The sequence below is a fragment of the Luteimonas sp. GW821-FHT14E02 genome, from assembly GCF_058803905.1.
In genome coordinates this window covers 515272-533265 of the sequence record NZ_JBXAPK010000001.1, presented here as the reverse complement: position 1 = coordinate 533265, position 17994 = coordinate 515272, and the positions used below count along the sequence as shown (strand labels likewise).

The 17994-nt window shown below is 64.6% G+C and carries 15 protein-coding genes; 6 read left to right on the top strand and 9 right to left on the bottom strand.

What is annotated here, in order from left to right:
* Position 1 precedes the first annotated feature (1 nt).
* The 5 genes from AC1RNP_RS02260 to AC1RNP_RS02240 all read left to right on the top strand — a co-directional run bounded on the left by AC1RNP_RS02260 (position 2) and on the right by AC1RNP_RS02240 (position 3840).
* Positions 2-352 carry a GIY-YIG nuclease family protein gene (locus tag AC1RNP_RS02260; protein ID WP_493049593.1) on the top strand — a complete coding sequence of 117 codons (351 nt, stop codon included), beginning with the start codon at positions 2-4 and terminating at the stop codon, positions 350-352.
* Positions 353-567: 215 nt separating this feature from the next.
* The gene (locus AC1RNP_RS02255) at positions 568-1806 is read left to right on the top strand and encodes a S1 family peptidase (protein WP_493049592.1); all 1239 of its coding nucleotides are present in this window, start codon (positions 568-570) and stop codon (positions 1804-1806) included.
* 150 nt (positions 1807-1956) lie between these two features.
* Complete coding sequence (locus AC1RNP_RS02250) at positions 1957-2559, top strand: TetR/AcrR family transcriptional regulator (RefSeq protein ID WP_493049591.1); 603 nt, start codon at positions 1957-1959, stop codon at positions 2557-2559.
* Positions 2556-3428 carry an alpha/beta hydrolase family protein gene (locus AC1RNP_RS02245; protein ID WP_493049590.1) on the top strand — a complete coding sequence of 291 codons (873 nt, stop codon included), beginning with the start codon at positions 2556-2558 and terminating at the stop codon, positions 3426-3428. The genes AC1RNP_RS02250 and AC1RNP_RS02245 overlap by 4 nt, the downstream gene beginning before the upstream one ends.
* A complete protein-coding gene (locus tag AC1RNP_RS02240; protein ID WP_493049589.1) occupies positions 3412-3840 on the top strand; it encodes a hypothetical protein in 429 nt (142 codons plus the stop codon). The genes AC1RNP_RS02245 and AC1RNP_RS02240 overlap by 17 nt, the downstream gene beginning before the upstream one ends.
* Here the strand turns inward: AC1RNP_RS02240 and cobA are convergent.
* The 7 genes from cobA to AC1RNP_RS02205 all read right to left on the bottom strand — a co-directional run bounded on the left by cobA (position 3826) and on the right by AC1RNP_RS02205 (position 13680).
* Positions 3826-4629 carry a uroporphyrinogen-III C-methyltransferase gene (gene cobA / locus AC1RNP_RS02235; RefSeq protein WP_493049588.1) on the bottom strand — a complete coding sequence of 268 codons (804 nt, stop codon included), beginning with the start codon at positions 4627-4629 and terminating at the stop codon, positions 3826-3828. The genes AC1RNP_RS02240 and cobA overlap by 15 nt on opposite strands.
* Positions 4630-4661: 32 nt before the next feature.
* Positions 4662-7424, bottom strand: coding sequence for a nitrate reductase (locus AC1RNP_RS02230; RefSeq protein WP_493049587.1), 2763 nt, complete (start codon positions 7422-7424; stop codon positions 4662-4664).
* Positions 7424-7768: a nitrite reductase small subunit NirD gene (nirD, locus tag AC1RNP_RS02225; protein ID WP_493049586.1), complete on the bottom strand. Its 345-nt coding sequence runs from the start codon at positions 7766-7768 to the stop codon at positions 7424-7426. Before nirD ends, AC1RNP_RS02230 begins: the two co-directional genes overlap by 1 nt.
* Positions 7769-7771: 3 nt before the next feature.
* Positions 7772-10228, bottom strand: coding sequence for a nitrite reductase large subunit NirB (gene nirB / locus AC1RNP_RS02220; RefSeq protein WP_493049585.1), 2457 nt, complete (start codon positions 10226-10228; stop codon positions 7772-7774).
* A gap of 19 nt (positions 10229-10247) precedes the next feature.
* On the bottom strand, positions 10248-11417 hold the full coding sequence (locus AC1RNP_RS02215) for an MFS transporter (RefSeq protein ID WP_493049794.1): 1170 nt from the start codon (positions 11415-11417) through the stop codon (positions 10248-10250).
* A gap of 564 nt (positions 11418-11981) precedes the next feature.
* Positions 11982-13082 carry a CmpA/NrtA family ABC transporter substrate-binding protein gene (locus AC1RNP_RS02210; protein WP_493049583.1) on the bottom strand — a complete coding sequence of 367 codons (1101 nt, stop codon included), beginning with the start codon at positions 13080-13082 and terminating at the stop codon, positions 11982-11984.
* A 22-nt stretch (positions 13083-13104) separates the two neighbouring features.
* Complete coding sequence (locus AC1RNP_RS02205; RefSeq protein ID WP_493049582.1) at positions 13105-13680, bottom strand: ANTAR domain-containing response regulator; 576 nt, start codon at positions 13678-13680, stop codon at positions 13105-13107.
* Positions 13681-13778: 98 nt separating this feature from the next.
* Here AC1RNP_RS02205 and AC1RNP_RS02200 point away from each other — a divergent pair, with 98 nt between their 5' ends.
* Positions 13779-14771, top strand: coding sequence for an NAD(P)-dependent oxidoreductase (locus AC1RNP_RS02200; RefSeq protein ID WP_493049581.1), 993 nt, complete (start codon positions 13779-13781; stop codon positions 14769-14771).
* Between the two features lie 51 nt (positions 14772-14822).
* Here the strand turns inward: AC1RNP_RS02200 and AC1RNP_RS02195 are convergent, their stop codons facing one another.
* Positions 14823-16127, bottom strand: coding sequence for an FG-GAP repeat domain-containing protein (locus AC1RNP_RS02195; protein ID WP_493049580.1), 1305 nt, complete (start codon positions 16125-16127; stop codon positions 14823-14825).
* Between the two features lie 205 nt (positions 16128-16332).
* Complete coding sequence (locus AC1RNP_RS02190) at positions 16333-17754, bottom strand: serine hydrolase domain-containing protein (RefSeq protein ID WP_493049579.1); 1422 nt, start codon at positions 17752-17754, stop codon at positions 16333-16335.
* Between the last annotated feature and the right edge of the window lie 240 nt (positions 17755-17994).

The window sequence follows — 17994 nt, the reverse complement described above, 5'->3', positions numbered from 1 at the left end:
CATGAGCGAACGCTGGCCCATGACGCTCGTCTACATGCTGGCGCATGCACGCCGCGAGCCGTTCTACATCGATGTGACGACCAGCATCGGCGCCGCGCATTTGAAGTCGAGGGAGATCATCCACCAGCGCACGCTGGCGCGGCACGCCATCCGTGAAGCCGCGATCCTGGTCTGGTACGAGCAATGTGATTGCGAAGCGACGGCCCGCGCCCGGGCCGAGGAGATTCGCAAATGGCCGCATCGCTGGCAGCGGCGGCTGATCGACCAGATGAATCCGGATTGGCTGGACCTGGATGCGGTTTCCTTGGGATTTCCCGAACCGGTTCCGAGCATCCCGAACAAGGCGCCTTAACGATTCACGTTTTAAACAATCACGCTTTAAACAATCGTGTTTTAAGCAATTCGTGTTCTAGCCGTATCCAGCGGGATGACGGCCCTCTCAGTTTCAGGGTAGGGGGAACCGTCGAGATGACGTTTGAAGGTTTGGTGCAACGACGACTTGCGGCGCAGCCGCCGGATCCTTGCCCAACCGACAAAAAGACATAACCCCTTGAGGAGGCTAGTGAGATGCAGAGTTCTCTGTCCAAGTACGGCCACTCCCCGCGACGCATGATCCTGGCTCCACTCGCCACGGCGGTGGTGATGGCCGGCACCGCGTTCCAGGCACTCGCGGCAAGCGACACGGTCGATCCGGCGCTGAGGCAGGCCATGCAACGTGATCTCGGCCTGACGGCAAGCCAGGTATCGCAGTATCTGAAAGTCGAACGCCTCGCGGATCAGCAGCAGAAGGCGCTCGAGAAGCAGCAGGGCCGGAACTTCGCCGGCAGCTGGATCGAGCGTAAAACCGACGGCAGTTTCCAGCTGGTGGTGGGCACCACGTCGTTTAGTCAGCAGAAGGCGACCGCGGGTGTCGAAATCCGCCAGGCCAAGCACAGCCTCGCCTCGCTGAAGGCATCGAAGGCGCAGCTGGATGATCAATTCGCTCGCGGCACCAAGGTTCCCAAGGGCGTCTACGCCTGGTATGTCGATGTCCCCAGCAACACCGTGGTGGTGAGCGTGGGCGTGGGTGCCGAGAAAGCCGGTATCGACTTCGTCGCCCGCAGCGGCGCCGATGCCAGCGCCGTGCGTTTCGAGACCATGCAAGAGGCGCCGGAACTGCGGCTCGCGGTGCAGGGCGGCAGGGGATATCTGCGTGATCCCGGCGACGGCTATCTCTACGCCTGCTCCGTCGGCTTCCCAGTTACCCAGGGGACCACACTGGGCTTCGCGACCGCCGGCCATTGCGGCACCGCGGGCGAGATCGTCTACAACGAAGCCTCGCAGTGGGTGCTGGGCGTGAAGGTCGGTTCGTTCGCCGCTTCCAACTTCCCGGCGCCCGGCCAATCGGGTCCCGACTACGCCTGGGTCAAGGTGGACAGCACGCACACGCTGTCGCCGACGGTCTATGGCTATGGCAATGGCGATGTCACCGTGAAAGGCAGCACCGAAGCGGCGGTTGGCGCCACGTTGTGCCGTTCGGGCCGCACCTCCGGCTGGCACTGTGGCGCGATCGCGGCCAAGAACGTGACCGTGACCTACGTGAGCGGTGAAACCATTCAAAACCTGACCCGGACCACCGCCTGCTCGGAAGGTGGCGACTCGGGCGGTTCCTTCATCACCACCTCGACCGGCCAGGCCCAGGGCGTGCTGTCCGGCGGCAGCGGCAGCTGCAAGGGCAGGCAAGGCCGGGACGGCGGCGGCAACAGCTACTTCCAACCGATCAATCCGATCCTCAACGCCTACAACCTGACGCTGAAGACCGGCTGATCCCGGGTTCCCCTGTTCCATCCCCATCAGAACGCCCCTTTCGAGGGGCGTTCTTTTTTGCTGGCCCCCCATGACAACCCATTCCCGCGACGGGGCCGCCGCTGGGTGCCATGTCTTGCCAATAGACCGACCGGTCTATAGAGTTGGCGCATGCGCGACGACAATTTCCGCAACACCCGCGACCGCCTGGTCTCCGCCATGGCCGACGCCCTGCAGCGGCGGGGCTTCCACGGCGTGGGTGTGAACGACATCCTCACCGAGGCCCAGGCACCCAAGGGCGTGCTGTACCACCACTTTCCGGGCGGCAAGACAGAGTTGGCGGTCGCGGCCATCGTGAACGCCGTCGCCAGGATGCAGACAGGTTTCGCGCGCCTGGCCGAGACGCGGAATGGCCTGGTCGAAATCCTCGAAGCCTGGTTCGGCGCCGCGCAGAAGCAGCTGGAACAAAGCAGCTTCGAACGCGGATGCCCACTGGCCACGGTTTCCCTGGAATCGACTTCCGAGGATCTGATACTTCGCGAAGCGCTGACTTCGGCGTTCGGCGAAATCCGCGGGCAACTCGCGGCGCTGCTGACGGATGCCGGCATCGCCGCGCCGCGCGCGCAGCAGCTGTCGGCGCTGATCGTCTCCGCTTACGAAGGCGCGCTCATCCAGGCGCGCGTGTCGGGCAACGCGACGCCGATGCATGACACCACGACCATGCTGCTCGCGCTGGTGCGCTCGGAACTCGCCCTGAAGGAAGGTTCCACATGAGCGCCCCGCAAACCGCCGAACCGATGACGCTGACCACGACCGACGGTTATCGGCTCGCGGCACTTCGATACGACCCGCCACATGCTTCGCGTGGACATCTGATCGTCGCCGGCGCCACCGGCACGCCGCAGAGGTTTTATCGCCGCTTCGCCGAATATGCCGCCGCACAGGGTTTCACCGTGCTGACGTTCGATTACCGCGGCATCGGCCTGTCCAAACCCAGGACGCTCAAAGGCTTCCAGGCGTCCTACACCGATTGGGGCCGACTCGATCTGGCCGCCGCCGTCGATGCGATGAGCGATGGCAACACGCCGCTGTACATGGTCGGCCACTCTTTCGGCGGACACGCGTTCGGCCTGTTGCCCAATCACGCACGCGTGGAACGGTTCTACGTGTACGGCGTCGGCGCGGGCTGGCATGGCTGGATGCCGCGGCTCGAAGGATTGCGCGTGCGGTTTGCGTGGAAAGTGCTCCTGCCGCTGCTGACGCGATGGAAAGGCTACATGCCGTCGAAACTGCTGGGCATGGGCGAGAACCTGCCGATGGGCGTGTACCGGCAGTGGCGGCGCTGGTGCGAATTCCCGCATTACTTCTTCGACGATCCGGATGCGGCCGAACTGACGTACCAGTTCCCTCGCGTGCACACGCCCATCATCGCCGCCAACGCGCTCGACGACGCGTGGGCGCCACCACGCTCGCGCGATGCCTTCATGCAGGGCTATCGCAACGCACCGGTGGAAACGGTCGATCTCGATCCGCGCGACGGCCTGGGCACGATCGGGCATTTCGGCTATTTCCGTCCGCAGGCGCAATCGCTCTGGGACGAAACGCTGGCCTGGTTCCTGCGGTCCAATGCACGCGCTGCCTGACGAGGGCGCTCCATCAGCTCGGCATCACCGTCGCCTGTTCTGGTTGCTTGTCGCCAACATCGCGGCGAGCATCCTGCACTACGGCGACAACGTGCTGTTCTTCCACGAGTATCCGGAACCACCGTGGATCAATACGCGCATCATCGATGGCTTCTGGTGGTTGATGACGCCGCTGGCGGTGTTGGGTTATGCGCTATTGCGGCACGGGTCAGTGCATCTCGGCTGCGCGCTGCTGCATCTCTACGCGCTGGCCAGCCTGTTGGTGCTGGGACATTACCTCTACGCACCGTTTGCCCACATATCACTTCGCATTCACGCCTTCATTCTGCTCGACGCCGGGCTGGCAATCGTCCTGATCGGATGCGTCGCCGTCATCCAGATCCGGCACGCGTCCGCTTCAAGAATGCGATAGCGAAGTGGCGGCGAATTCCTGTTCCACCGGAAGCGAGGGAAGTGCGAACGGAATGCACGCCTCGGCCAGCGCGACTCCGACCAGGATCACGCCCGGGCTACCCAGATGCGCTTCGCCTGCCTTGTCGAGCAGTTGCCCCAGCGTCGTCAGCAACCGGCCTTCGTTGGGCAGGCTTGCCGATTGCACGATCGCGGCCGGGGTATTCGCCGGCAAGTGGCGCAACAATACCGTCGTCAGCGACTGCAGTCGCGTCATGCCCATGTAGATCACCAGCGTGGTTCCGGTGGCCGACAACGCGGCCCAATCCGGCTCGCCGTGATCCTGCGTGTGCGCCGTCACGAAGGTGACTCCGTGGCAATGATCGCGATGCGTCAGCGACATGCCGAGACTCGCCGCCGCCGCGAATCCAGCGCTGATGCCGTTGATGATCTCCACCTCGATGCCGGCCTGTCGCAGGAAGCTGATTTCTTCGCCGGCGCGACCGAACAGCAACGCGTCGCCGCCCTTCACCCGCACCACGCGAACGCCTTGCGAGGCATAGCGCCGCATCAGGCGACAGATGAACGCCTGTGGCGTCGAACGACAACCGCCGCGCTTGCCGACGCGGAGTATGCGCGCCTGTGGCGCCAGTTCCACGATGCCGGGATGCACCAGATCGTCCAGCAGCAGCACCTCGGCCGCCGCGAGGGCTTTGGCGGCCTTGAGCGTCAGCAGTTCCGGATCGCCCGGACCCGCCGACAGCAGAACGACCGGGCTTTTCGCGCGGAAAGAAGAACGAGCGTTGCGCATGGAAACTCCTTCGTCTCTTGTCATCGATCACCTCACGCGCGTTGCGGTTGCCGGCACAGCTGCGCCAGCTGCGGCAGACAGGAGCCGCAGACGGTTCCGCAGCCCAGACGTTGTTGAAGCTCCTGCACTCCGGCGCCCTGCGCGACCTGCGCACGAATCGCCGATTCACCGATCTGCATGCAGTTGCACACCAGGGCATCGCGCACCGCACTTTCGCCGGACTGCGCGAACACGGCCAGCCGCGAGCCGTGCCATGGGCGTCCGGAGAGAGCGCGTTCCAGCAACACCTCACCATTGAGAGGTTGCGTGTCGGTCAACAGCAGGCCGTCGAGATGGCTTTCGCTCGCACCACCGCGCCAGATCACGCGCTTGAGCAGGCCACGCTGCGCATCGCGGTATTCGACGGCGTCGGCGCCGGGCAGCAGCGCCATGGCCTGCGTCAATGCATCCAGCCAATCGGACGGAGGAGCTTCCGTGCACGCCGCGCGCAACGTCAGCCAGGCGATATCGTTTGCGGCACCGGGCTCCGTCGCGAAGCTGATCTCGGCGAAACCGCGCGCCTTCAGTAACGGTTGCACGGCCGCCTGCAAGGCCAGCACGTCACCGCGCCGCGCCGCCAGCAGATGCCAGCCGAATTCGGCTTTCTCCACGCGCACGGCGGCGTGCTTCAGTTCCGGTTGCTGCGAGCGCGCGTCCACCGCCGGCTGGGTGAGTTCGTTGATGCCGCCGCTGGACAGGAATTGTCCGCTCCAATGCATGGCGGCAAATACCGTGCCGGAACCGACTTCGTCGGAAAGCTGCAGCGGGAGCACCAACTGTCCGCGTTTTCCGATCACGCGGACCAGTTCGCCATTGACCAGTCCGCGCCGCGCGGCATCTTGCGGATGCATGCGCAGCTCCGGCCGCGCGCTGTGCGCGAACAGTCCCGGCACACGACCGGTGCGCGACATGCCATGCCACTGATCGCGCAGGCGGCCGGTGAGAAGACGCAATGGGTAATGCGCCGACGTGGCTTCCGCGACGGGCCGGTAGGGCGTCGCATGGAAGCGCGCGCGGCCATCGGCCGTCGCGAAGACGCCATCCGTGTAACGTCGCGCTTGTCCGTGATCGGCGTTTGCCGGGAACGGCCATTGCTGCGGGCCATCCGTATCCAATCGCGCGTAATCAAGCCCCCCGATGTCCAGATCACGATCGACGGTGAGGCGCCGGTGCTCGTCGAAGATCGCGGCCGGCGCGTCGAAGTCGAACAACGGCGCGACGCCCGGCGGCCCCAAACGCGCTTCCAGACGGCGCGCGACCTCATTGCCGATCCACCAATCGGGTTTCGCCTGCCCCGGCGCGGACACGGCCGCGCGCACGCGCGAGATGCGCCGCTCGGAGTTGGTGACGGTGCCTTCCTTCTCGCCCCAGGTGGTCGCCGGCAGCAGCACGTCCGCATAAGGCACCGTGTCGGTGTTGTGGAACGCTTCCTGCACGATCACCAGTTCGGCGCGTTGCAAGGCTTCACGCACGTGGCCGATGTCGGGCAGCGAATGCACGGGGTTGGTGCAGGCGATCCAGACGGCTTTGACCTTGCCACTGCGCAAGGCATCGAACAGGGCGACCGCGGGCAAACCGGGTTTCGGCGACAACGTGTGCGCAGGAAGTCCCCACAGGCGCTCTACCTCCGCACGATCCTCCGCGGATTCGATCTCGCGATGCGCGGCGAGCATCGTCGCCATGCCGCCCACCTCGCGTCCGCCCATCGCGTTGGGTTGTCCGGTCAGCGAGAACGGCCCCGCGCCGGGCTTGCCGATCTGTCCGGTCGCCAGATGCAGATGGATCAGGGCGAGGTTCTTGTCGGTGCCGTGCACAGACTGGTTCAGGCCCATGCAGTACAGCGACAGTGTCGCCGGACTGCGGCCGAACCATTCCGCGGCCTGGATCAGGTCGGCGACGTCGATGCCGCACAGTTCCGCCGCCATGCGCGGCGTGTAGTCGCGCAGCAGCGATTTGAGTTCGTCGAACCCCGAGGTATGGCGCGTGAGGAAATCGCGATCGATCAGGTCTTCCCAGATCAGGTGATGCAGCATGCCGTTGAATAGCGCCACATCGGTGCCCGGCTGGATCGCCAGATGCAGATCGGCCATGGCCGCCGTGTCTGTGCGGCGCGGATCGATCACGATCCAGCGGATATTCGAATCCTGCTTGCGCGCATCCTCAAGCCGGCGCAGCAGCACCGGATGCGCATACGCCATGTTGCTGCCGGCGAACAGCACGGTCTTCGCCAGTTCGAGATCCTCGTAGCAAGTCGGCGGGCCGTCCGCGCCGAGCGCGAGCTTGTAGCCGGCCACCGCGCTCGACATGCACAGGCGCGAATTGGTGTCGACGTTGTTGGTACCGAGCAACCCTTTGGCCAGCTTGTTGAAGACGTAGTAATCCTCGGTAAGCAATTGCCCGGAGAGATAGAAGGCCACCGCGTCCGGTCCGTGCTGATGGACGATGTCGGCCAGACGATCCGCGACCGTGTCCAGCGCCACCGCCCAATCGACACGGCGACGCGGCTCATGACGCAGCGCGCGCAACTCCGGCGCCAGCACGCGCCCCTGCATGCTTCGCGTGGTCTCCGCCAGCATGCGGCCTTTCGTGCACAGGCGGCCGTGGTTGGCGGGATGCTCCGGATCGCCCTCGACGCCGACGATGCGGCTGCCAGTTGTGTCGTGCTCGGCATCGATCAGCACACCGCAGCCCACACCGCAGTAGCAGCAAGTGGAGCGGGGCCGCGTGCGGCGTGTCGGCGACACGGAGCCGTCCATCAGCCGTCACCTTCGAGCGCGATCCAGACCTCGCCGTTCTCCACGCGCACATCGAAGCGGTGCGCACAGCCCACGTCCGGCGCGCAGGCTTCGCCGCTGGCGAGCGCGATGTTCCAGCCATGCAACGGGCAAGTCACCGTGTCGCCCGCGACGATGCCCTGCGACAGCGGCCCGCCCTTGTGCGGACAGCGATCGCGCAGCGCGAACACGCGATCGTTGGTGGTGCGGAACAGCGCGATGTCGTCGGCGCCCTCGCGCCGGAGTACGCGCGCGCCGAGCACCGGAACATCATCGAGTCCGCAGACATGCAACCAGGTGACGGGGCGTTCCATGATGGCGGCCATGGCTCAGCTCTCCGCTTCGACCAGCTGCGCCGGAATGCGCAGCGGCTCGTACTCGCGCGGACGACGCTCCTGCCGCACGCGCGCCTCCCACGGATCGGGCAGGCCTTCCAGCGCGTACAGCAAGCGCTCGTACAACGCCTTGCGATTGGCCGCATCGTCCACGACACGCTGGCGGATGTAATCCATGCCGACGCGATCGAGGTAATGCACAGTGCGGTCGAGGTAATAAGCCTCTTCGCGATACAGCTGCAGGAAGGCGCCGGTGGTTTCGCGCACTTCCTCGCCGGTCTTCACCTTCGTCAGGAACTTGGCGACCTCGGTCTTGATGCCGCCGTTGCCGCCGATATGGATTTCCCAACCCGAATCGACTGCGATGATGCCCACGTCCTTGATGCCGGATTCGGCGCAGTTGCGCGGACAACCGGAGACGGCGAGCTTTACCTTATGCGGGCTCCACATATTGGCGAGCATGGTTTCCAGCTCGATGCCCATCTGCGTGCTGTTCTGCGTGCCGAAGCGGCAAAACTCGCTGCCGACGCAGGTCTTCACCGTGCGGATCGACTTGCCGTAGGCATGTCCGGATTTCATGCCGAGATCGCGCCAGACATCGACCAGGTCCTCCTTCTTCACACCCAGCAGATCGATGCGCTGACCACCGGTGATCTTGACCATCGGCACCGCGTACTTGTCGGCGACATCGGCAATGCGGCGCAGCTCGTCGGAGTTGGTCACGCCCCCCTTGATCTGCGGCACCACCGAGAAAGTGCCGTCCTTCTGGATGTTGGCGTGCGCGCGTTCGTTGATGAAGCGCGACTGCGGATCGTCCACCGCCTCGCGCGGCCAGGTCGAGATCAGGTAATAGTTGATCGCGGGACGGCAGGTCGCGCAGCCGTTGGGCGTGCGCCATTCCATGAAGTCGTAAACCTGCCGGTGCGAGACGAGATGATGCTCGCGGATCGCCTTGCGTAAGTCCGCGTGCGTGTGCGAGGTGCATCCGCACACGGCCTTGGTCTTGGGCGTCTCCTGGAAATTCGATCCAAGGCAATTCATCAGGATCTGTTCCACCAGCCCGGTGCAGGAGCCGCAGGAACTCGAGGCTTTGGTCTGTTTTTTCACCTCGTCGATGGTGAACAGGCCTTGTTCGTTGATCGCCTTGACGATCACGCCCTTGCACACGCCGTTGCAGCCGCACACCTCGTCGGCATCGGCCATCGACGCGGCACGGTTCTGGCCGGCGGTGCCGGCATCGCCGATCGCCTTTTCGCCGAACATCAACCGGTCGCGCAGGCCTTCGATGCGACCGCCATCCTTCAGCAGCTTGAAGTACCAGCCGCCGTCGCCGGTGTCGCCGTAGAGGCAGGCGCCAACGAGTTTGTCCTCCTTGATCACCAGTTTCTTGTAGACGCCGCCGGCTGGATCGGACAACACGATCTCCTCGCTGCCGTCGCCCCCCATGAAGTCGCCGGCGGAGAACAGATCGATGCCGGTCACTTTGAGCTTGGTCGAGGACACCGAACCGCCATAGATGCCGATGCCGTAATGCGCAAGATGATTCGCGCAGACCTTGGCCTGCTCGAACAGCGGCGCGACCAGGCCGTAGGTGATGCCGCGATGGGTGGCGCATTCGCCGACGGCGTACACGCGCGGGTCGTAGGTCTGCAGCGAATCGTTGACCACGACGCCGCGGTTGCAATAGATGCCCGATGCCTGCGCCAGCTGCGCATTGGGACGGATGCCGATCGCCATCACGACCAGATCGGCGGGCGCCTCGCTGCCATCGGAGAACTTCACCGCACGCACTTCACCGTTCTCGTTGCCGAGCAGTTCGGTGGTCGAGGTGTTGAGGCGAAATTTCAGGCCGCGCTCGTGCAGCGACTTCTCCAGTAGCTGCCCAGCCGCGGGGTCGAGCTGGCGCTCCAGCAGCCAGCCGGCCAGATGCACCACGGTCACGTCCATGCCGCGCTGCTTCAAGCCGTTCGCCGCTTCCAGTCCAAGCAAACCGCCGCCGATCACCACGGCGTGTTTCTTCACCTTGGCCGTTTCGATCATGGCACGGGTGTCGTGGATGTTGCGGTAGCTGATGACGCCTTGCAGTTCCTTGCCGGGAATCGGCAGCACGATCGGCAGCGAGCCGGTGGCCAGCAGCAGGCGGTCGTACTCGGCCTCGGTGCCGTCGGTGGTGATGACGCGCCGGCGCACGCGGTCGATCCGCTCCACTTCCTTGCCCAGATGCAGCTCGATGCCGTTCTCCGCGTACCAGGCCGTCGGATTGAGCACGATGTCGTCGAAGTTCTGCTCGCCCGCCAGTACCGGCGAGAGCAGGATGCGGTTGTAGTTCGGATACGGCTCGGCACCGAACACGGTGATGTCGTACATGTCCGGCACCAGCTTCAGCAGCTCTTCCAGCGTGCGCATGCCCGCCATGCCGTTGCCGATCACCACAAGTCTTGGCTTCTTCATCGATGCGCCTCTCTCGAACTCAAACGCGCGCGGCGCTGAGCGCCGCCCATTGGTTGCGCCATTGCTGGCTCACGCCCGACAGCAATCCCCACGCGAGAAGCGCGCAACCGGCGAACGCCCACAGGCCGATCGCATAACTGCCGGTGTGCTGCTTGAGCACGCCGAGTCCGGCGGCGAGCAGGAATCCGCCGATGCCGCCGGCCATGCCGATCAGTCCCGTCATCAGGCCGATTTCGGGACCGAAGCGCTGCGGCACCAGTTGGAACACCGCGCCATTGCCCGCGCCCAGACACAACAACGTGACGACGAACAGCGCCACCGTCACCACTGCACCACCCACGCCGAAGCCCACGGCGGCGACGAGCGCGGCGACCGACAGATACACCGCGAGCAAGGTGCGCGTACCGCCGACGCGATCGGCGATCACGCCACCCAGCGGCCGCATCGCCGAACCGGCCAGCACGCAGGCGGCCGTCGCCCAGCCCGCGGCTTTCGGCCCGAAGCCGAACTGATCATGGAAATAACCCGGCAAAGCGCTGGCGAAACCGGAAAAGCCGCCGAAGGTGATCGCGTAGAAAAACATGAACCACCACGAATCGCGATTGCCCACCAACACCCGGCCGTAATCGCTCAGGCGTTTGCGCGCGACCGGCACGGGCGCGTCCTTGGCGCATACAGAGAACACGATCAGCACCAGCAACAGCGGGAGGCAAGCCAGGCCAAACACCGCTTCGTAACCGAATGCCGCCGCCAGCGCCGGCGCGAACAACGCAGCCAACACCGTGCCGGAATTGCCGGCGCCGGCGATGCCAAGCGCGGTGCCTTGATGCTCGGGCGGATACCAGCGCGAAGCCAGCGGCAGCGCCACCGAGAACGAAGCGCCAGCCACGCCCAGCAGCAAACCGAGCAGCAACACCTGCGCGAAGGAATGCACGCCGGCCCACCACGCCGTCAGCAGGGCGAGGATCACCACGCCCTGCGCGAGCAGCCCGGCGCGCTTGGCGCCGATGCGATCGGCCAGCATGCCCAGGAACAAGCGCAGCACCGCGCCGCACAGGATCGGCACGGCCACCATCAGCGCGCGTTGTTGCGTGTCCAGATGCAGCGCCTCGGCGATCTGCACCTGCAGAGGGCCGAGCAGGTACCACACCGCGAAACTCAGATCGAAATACAGGAAAGCCGCCAACAGCGTGGGCGTGTGTCCGGCTTGCCAGAAGGATTTGCTTGCACCAGCAGGGCTTCCAAGAGCGGTGTTCACGGCGCGATCTCCGAGGGGACCACCGCGCGATGCCGTGTGCCGGCAGACGTGGCGGAAGGGAGGAGGAAACGAAAAACGGCGCCCTCCGGTCCTGTTCGCACCGGAAAAGACGCCGTTGTCTTGGCGAGCCGGACCGCCGTTGGCCCGTTCGTCGGAGTCGCTCATCGCGGATGCGTGGATGCACCCGCCAAGTGTTCAAGCAATCATCGTGCCAAATGGACTTGACGATATCGCGCGAATGGATTCCTTCACGAATTCATGACGTTATGCGCAGCGCCGACGGATTGCCCGCCAAGGCGGTTGATCGCGAATTCCCAGGTTGCACCAAGCGAGAGCGGTCTCGCTCCATCTTGGTGCATAGCAGCATGCGCGCCTCGCTCGTCATCCCGGCGAAAGCCGGGATCCAGTTTTTATTGAGAGGACCATCCTCTCGTGCTCTGGACGAAAAGCTGGATCCCGGCTTTCGCCGGGATGACGAGCATGTGGAGCGTGTTCTCAGGGCGAATGATCGAACAGCAGATTGGCTCGGGTATCGCTCTGCGGGACCGCCACGCCGAGCCGCTGCGCCGCCTCGCGGTAAGTGTCGATGCGATGCACGTTGCCGATCAGTGTCGCATCGGCATCGTCCGCTGCCGGCGGCAGCCATCCCCAGCGACGGAACTGGCCGAGGAACCAGTGGCCATCCGACAACCAGGGGAAATTCGCCTGTCCGTCGGCATGGAAACGCAGTCGCGTGCCGTCATCGTCAACGCCGTCGTCGTCACCGCTTGCGTCTGCAGACAGCAAACAGGCTTCGATGTCCTGCACGGGCAAACCGATCACATCGGCCTCCGCCAGCCACTGCGCCGCTTCGCGTCGATGCGTCGCATCGGCATCGAGCCAGCGACAGGCTTCGAGCACGGCGGTGGTCAGCGCGACGGCCACGTCCGGTTGCAAGGCGGCGAATTCGCGGCGGCAGGCCAGCACTTTTTCCGGATGACCAGGCCAGATCCGGCCGCTGCGGATCACACGGCGGCCCGCGCCCATGACTTCGGCACGCGCCGACCAGGGCTCGCCCGCGCAGAAGCCATCCAGTTCACCGCTGGCGAGCGCGTCGGGCATCTGCGTCGGCGACAACGCCACCACGCTGATCTTGCGCATCGGGTCGATGCCTTGCGCCGCCAGCCAGTAGTACAGCCACATCGCATGCGTGCCCGTGGGGAAGGTCTGCGCGAACACCGGCGGCCGGCCCAGCGAAGCGAGCACATCGCGCAATGACGGGCCTTGTTCGAGCGCGCGCGCCAGCGCCGTCGAGAGCGTGATCGCCTGGCCGTTTTGATTGAGGGTGAGCAGGATCGCCAGATCGGCCTGCAGGCCGCCGATGCCGGTTTCCACGCCGTATACGAGGCCGGCCAGGGCGTGCGCGGCATCGAGTTCGCCCGAGAGCAACTTGTCGCGCACCGCCGCCCACGACGCCTGGCGATGCAGATGCAGTCGCAAGCCATGCTTGCGATCCAGCCCGAGGCGCACCGCCGCCACCAGCGGCGCGCAATCGATCAGGGGCATGTAGCCCAGGCGCAGATGCCGGTAAGTGCGCAGGGTGCGGGGGGTCGTCATGCGGCTCTTGTCCATCCGGTCCTCATCCCAGCAGGTCGGCCATCGCGATGATCTGGCGTGCGACATCCGCCAGCTTGGAGCCGTGCTTCATCGCCTGCTGGCGCAAGGCGGCGTAGGCGTCGGCTTCACTCATTCCGCGTTTTTCCATCAGCAATCCCTTCGCGCGATCAATGAGCTTGCGGTCGTGCAGCTGCTGCTGCACTTCGTCCAGCCGCTTGCGCATGTGCGATTGCTGCTCGAAGCGCGCCAGCGCCACCTGGATGATCGGCGCCAGGCGTGCCGCCGCCAGTCCGTCGACGACGTAGGCGGTGACGCCCGCGCCGACGGCGGCGCGGATCAATTGCTCGTCGCCATCGCCCGAGAACACCACGACCGGGCGCGGCGCGTGATGGTGCAACAACGCAAGCTGTTCCAGCGTGTCGCGCGAAGGGGAATCGACATCGACGATGACCACGTCCGGCTGCTGCGACTCCACCGCCTTGAGCAGTGCGCCGACCGCAACGACTTCCTCCAGCACTTCATGACCGGCAGCCAGCAGCGCGCCGCGCAGCTCGCCGATCGGCTTTTCGGTATCGTTGACCAGCAGGATGCGTGGCATACCGGTCGAAGCGTCCAGGGTGTGGAGTTGTTGACTCGTCGTCGGCCCCATGTTGCCATGCAGCAATTCCGGCTGCGAGCCCTCTTTCAGGAATTGGCATGCCGCTGTTTCCGTTGTTCGCCAATCTTTCCGGCCGCAACGTGCTGGTCGTGGGCGGTGGCGAGGTGGCCGTGCGCAAGATCGAGGCGCTGCTGCGCGCAGGCGCGCGGGTGCGCGTGCATGCGAAGGCGCTCGACGCCGTGCTGCAGGATTGGCTGGCGCAAGGCGGGCTAGCGCAAGGCACGCTGTCCCGGCTGGAAGGCGACTTCGATCCCGCCTGGCTGGACGAGACCTGGCTGCTGGTGGCCGCCACCGATGATCACGCCTTCAATGCACGCCTCGCCGAGGAGGCGAACCGGCGCGGGTTGTGGGCCAACATCGTCGATGACGCCGAACTCTCCAGCGTGCAGATTCCGGCCGTGGTCGACCGCGATCCGCTGCAGGTGGCGATTTCCTCCGGCGGCGCCGCGCCGATGCTCGCGCGTCGCCTCCGCGAGCGGCTGGAGACCGAACTGGATCATTCCCTCGGCGATTTCGCGTCGCTGTTCGCGCGGCATCGCGAGGCGATCCGCGGGCGATTTCCGGTGTTGCCGCAGCGCAGGCGCTGGTTCGACCGTGTCATCGACGGCCCCGTGCCGACCTTGTTGCGCGATGGACGACGCGAGGAGGCCGAGCGCGCTTTTCTGGATGCGCTCGAAAACGATCAGCAGCACGACGACGCGGGCGGCGTCGCCCTGGTCGGCACCGGCGATGGCGATCCCGGATCACTGACGCTGAAAGCATTGCGCGTGCTGAATCAGGCCGATGTGCTGGTCTGCGATCCAGCGCTCAATCCCGATGTGGTGGCTCTGGCGCGGCGCGATGCCGTCCGGCTCATCGCGCCATCGGAACGCGGCGAGGAAGTGGCTCTGCTGCGCCGTCATGCCGAGGCTGGGCGGCGCGTGGTCTATATGAAGCCGGGCGATGCATTCCGCATCGCCCCCGACGACAGCCTCTTCTTCGCATTGGAGGCGCACGGCATCGTTTGCGAAGTGGTTCCCGGCATTGCATGAAAAGGCGCGGGCCCGGCGAAGCCGTGCGCCCGCGCCATATCGATCCCTCTTCTACTTTTGCAGCAGCACGTAGAAGGTCGAGATGCCAATCGTGCCTGGCGCCGCGATATCCGGCTTACCGTCGCGATTGAAGTCGGCCACGACCGGCGTCTGCGGGAACAGGAGGATCTGGTGGTTGCCGCCCGGGTAGAAATTGCCGTGGCCGTCGCCGAGCGCGATCACGATCTTGCCGAAGACGTTCCGCCAGTCCTCGAAATCGAGGACATCCGAACACACCACGTCCTTGTGCCCGTCCAGGTTGATGTCTCCCAGCACCAGCGAGATCGGCGTGCCGCCGCAATCAAAGCGTGCACCATCCCCGACCCCTCTTCCGACAAACCGGCCGCTGCCATCGGTCAGGCGTGCATCTCCCGACAATCCGAAGAACGCGCGCGGCCAGTTGAACTCATTGGCGACCACCGCATCGTCGACGCCGTCTTCGTTGAAATCGCCACCCAGAATGCCGCCCGGCACGAAACTGGTGCTGAAATCGTCGACCTGCCTGAACGTACCGTCGCCATTGCCCAGCAGGCTGTAGCCGCGATTGCCCAGGAAGGCCTCGGAGACCAGCATGTCCAGAATGCCATCGTTGTTGAGATTCACCAGATCGAACCCCGACATGGTGAAGACCGGATACCAGATCAAAGGCGGCACGACGTAATGCTTCACCGTGGTGTAGAGGATGTTGCCGCCCCGGTCGAGCAGTGTCTTGAACGTGCCATCGCCGTTGCCCAGAAAAGTCTGGATCCCGAACGTGGCCTGCACCAGGACATCCAGCTTGCCATCGTTATTGACGTCGGCCAGGGAGCCATCCTGCTGTCCCGCGTGCGGAATCTGGATGAATTGATCCGACTTGGTGAAGCTGCCATCGCCCTTGCCGAGGAATACCGTGACGAGGAAGTGCGAGCTGGTCACCAGATCCGCATTCCCATCGCCATTCAGGTCAGCGGTCAACACGGTCCCCACCAGCGGGCCACCACCGAGTGGATCGAGAGGCTGGCCATGATCCCAAAGGGTTTCGATCGGATTGCTGCCGAAGGTCCCGTCGCCCTTGTTGAGCACGACGTAGACACGGCCGACCAGCGTGAACCAGTTGACGATCGCGATATCCGGATAGCCGTCGTTGTTGAAGTCGGCGCTCGCAGTGCCCGACTCGTGGAATCCCTCACCGACACCTGGCAACAGATAGATGGCGGGGTCTTTGAATTCCGGCACAGGCGGCGCGGCCATTGCCGGCAACGTCAGTACGGACAGCATCAGCGCAGAGGCGGCAAGCCTGGCGCCGCGTATCGCTTTACGGTGTAGATGACGAATCATGGTTCCTCCAAGATTTGTTTCGTGAGTGCGTACAACCGATCGCGACATGGCACGCCGCGCAGCTGCGCCGCAATGCCCGCCGCAGGCAAGCCGCGTCCGGCACCTGGCGCATCGTCAGGCGCAAGCTCGCTTCTTCAAGAACGCCCGTCTCGTGCGGACGCGTTTCCCGGATGGATTCCTTGACCGGAATCCATCCGTGCTCTGGTCAGGGGTAGATCACTTGGCTGTAACGTCGACCGCGCAGCTTGTCCTCGAACGTCCCCCCTGCCGCGCCGATGAACTGCAGCAAGGTGTCGCCACCGAACGCGGTCAGATCCTGAGTGATGAAACGCCCGTTGCAGAAGATGATGTTGCAATCCGGCAGACCGGCATCGCCGACACCCGTGAGGATGCCGAGCACGTTCCAGTCGAGGATATTCAGATAGACGAGGGCATCGTCGATTGAACTGCCTGCCGGATAGTTCGCAAAGATGCCGGGGTCGGGAATGCGCGGCGCATCGTCGACCGAGTCGACCAATCGGCGAACCAATTCCTTCATCTCCAGGCTTTCGACGGTGGACAAACCACCACCCGGCCCACCGTTGCGCACGATGACCAAGTGCCGGCTGGGGACGTTGATGATCAACTGGCCCAGCGCACCCATCGCACCGTAGGTGTCGCGCGGACTGCCCGGCAGCAGTTCGAATTCCGCACGCTTGGGTCGGCCGATGTGCGAGACCTTGTGCCAGTCGCCTTCGTTGGTCCAGAACAGGAAGCCATAGCCTGGATTGGGCACGGTTCCGTGGACTGCTTCTTCCAGATAGCTCTGGCTGATGAGCTGCTGCGAACCCCACTTTCCCTTGTACAACATCAGATGGCCGAGCTTGGCCTGATCGTTCGGACGCATCAGCAGGCCACCGGCCGCGATCGTCCCGCCGCTGCGATCACGCAGCCAGATCCAATGATTGCGCGGAATGCCGACACGCCCCATCAACTCACGCTGCACGAACGTCTGGTAGTCCATGCCCGTGGCCTTGCCGACGACATGCGCGAGCGTGGCCAGCACGCTCTGGCCATACATGTACTCGGTGCCCGGCAGATACCAGAACGGCTGGTCGAGTGTCGCCTGCACCGGATCGGTGGCGATAGCCGCGATCTCGTCCGCCACCACCAGTCGCAGGCCGGACAACTGCTGCAACAGCGTGCGTACCGTCAGCGCACCATGCGCGGCATCGGCTTGTGGAAGGTACTTGCCGATCGGATCATCCAGTTTCAGATAACCCATCGTCACCGCGCGACCGACAGCCAGCGACAAGACCCCCTTGGATGCGCTGGCCAGCGGGAACGGCGCGAACTCGCTCACCGGATCGACCACGCTCTGCCCCGCAAGACAGCCGTAGCGGTAAACGCGCACTGATGTGCTCAACAACTGCGTGCCGTATTGCAATGCAGCGCGCAAGCGTTCGGGATTGATGCCGAGCCTGGCGGGATCCACGAGCGGATAAAGCTGCTCCTGTTCCGGCTGGACGCACTTCGGCGCCGAAGCGGGAATCGGCTGCAAACCTGCCGCGGAGCCGGTCGCGGAAAACGCGATCAGCGTGCATGCGAGCAACGCGGCCGGAATCGATCGCAACCTTGATACAGCCATCATTGGTTCCCCCCAATCTTCTGTCTTGAGTCGTGGCGACGCGGGCCAAGCATTGATGCTTTTCCGGCGGACGGCCATTGTTGATAGAGTCATATCGATTGGCAGATAGGGCCAATCATTTGAACCGCTTCATACGCGCGCCAGTCGATGTTGCAGCGCGTCATCCAGGCAAATGTTCAACGAGTGCCCGCGGCAACGCGGATCAGTCGATACTCAAGCAGTCTCAGTCGCGCGGATCAC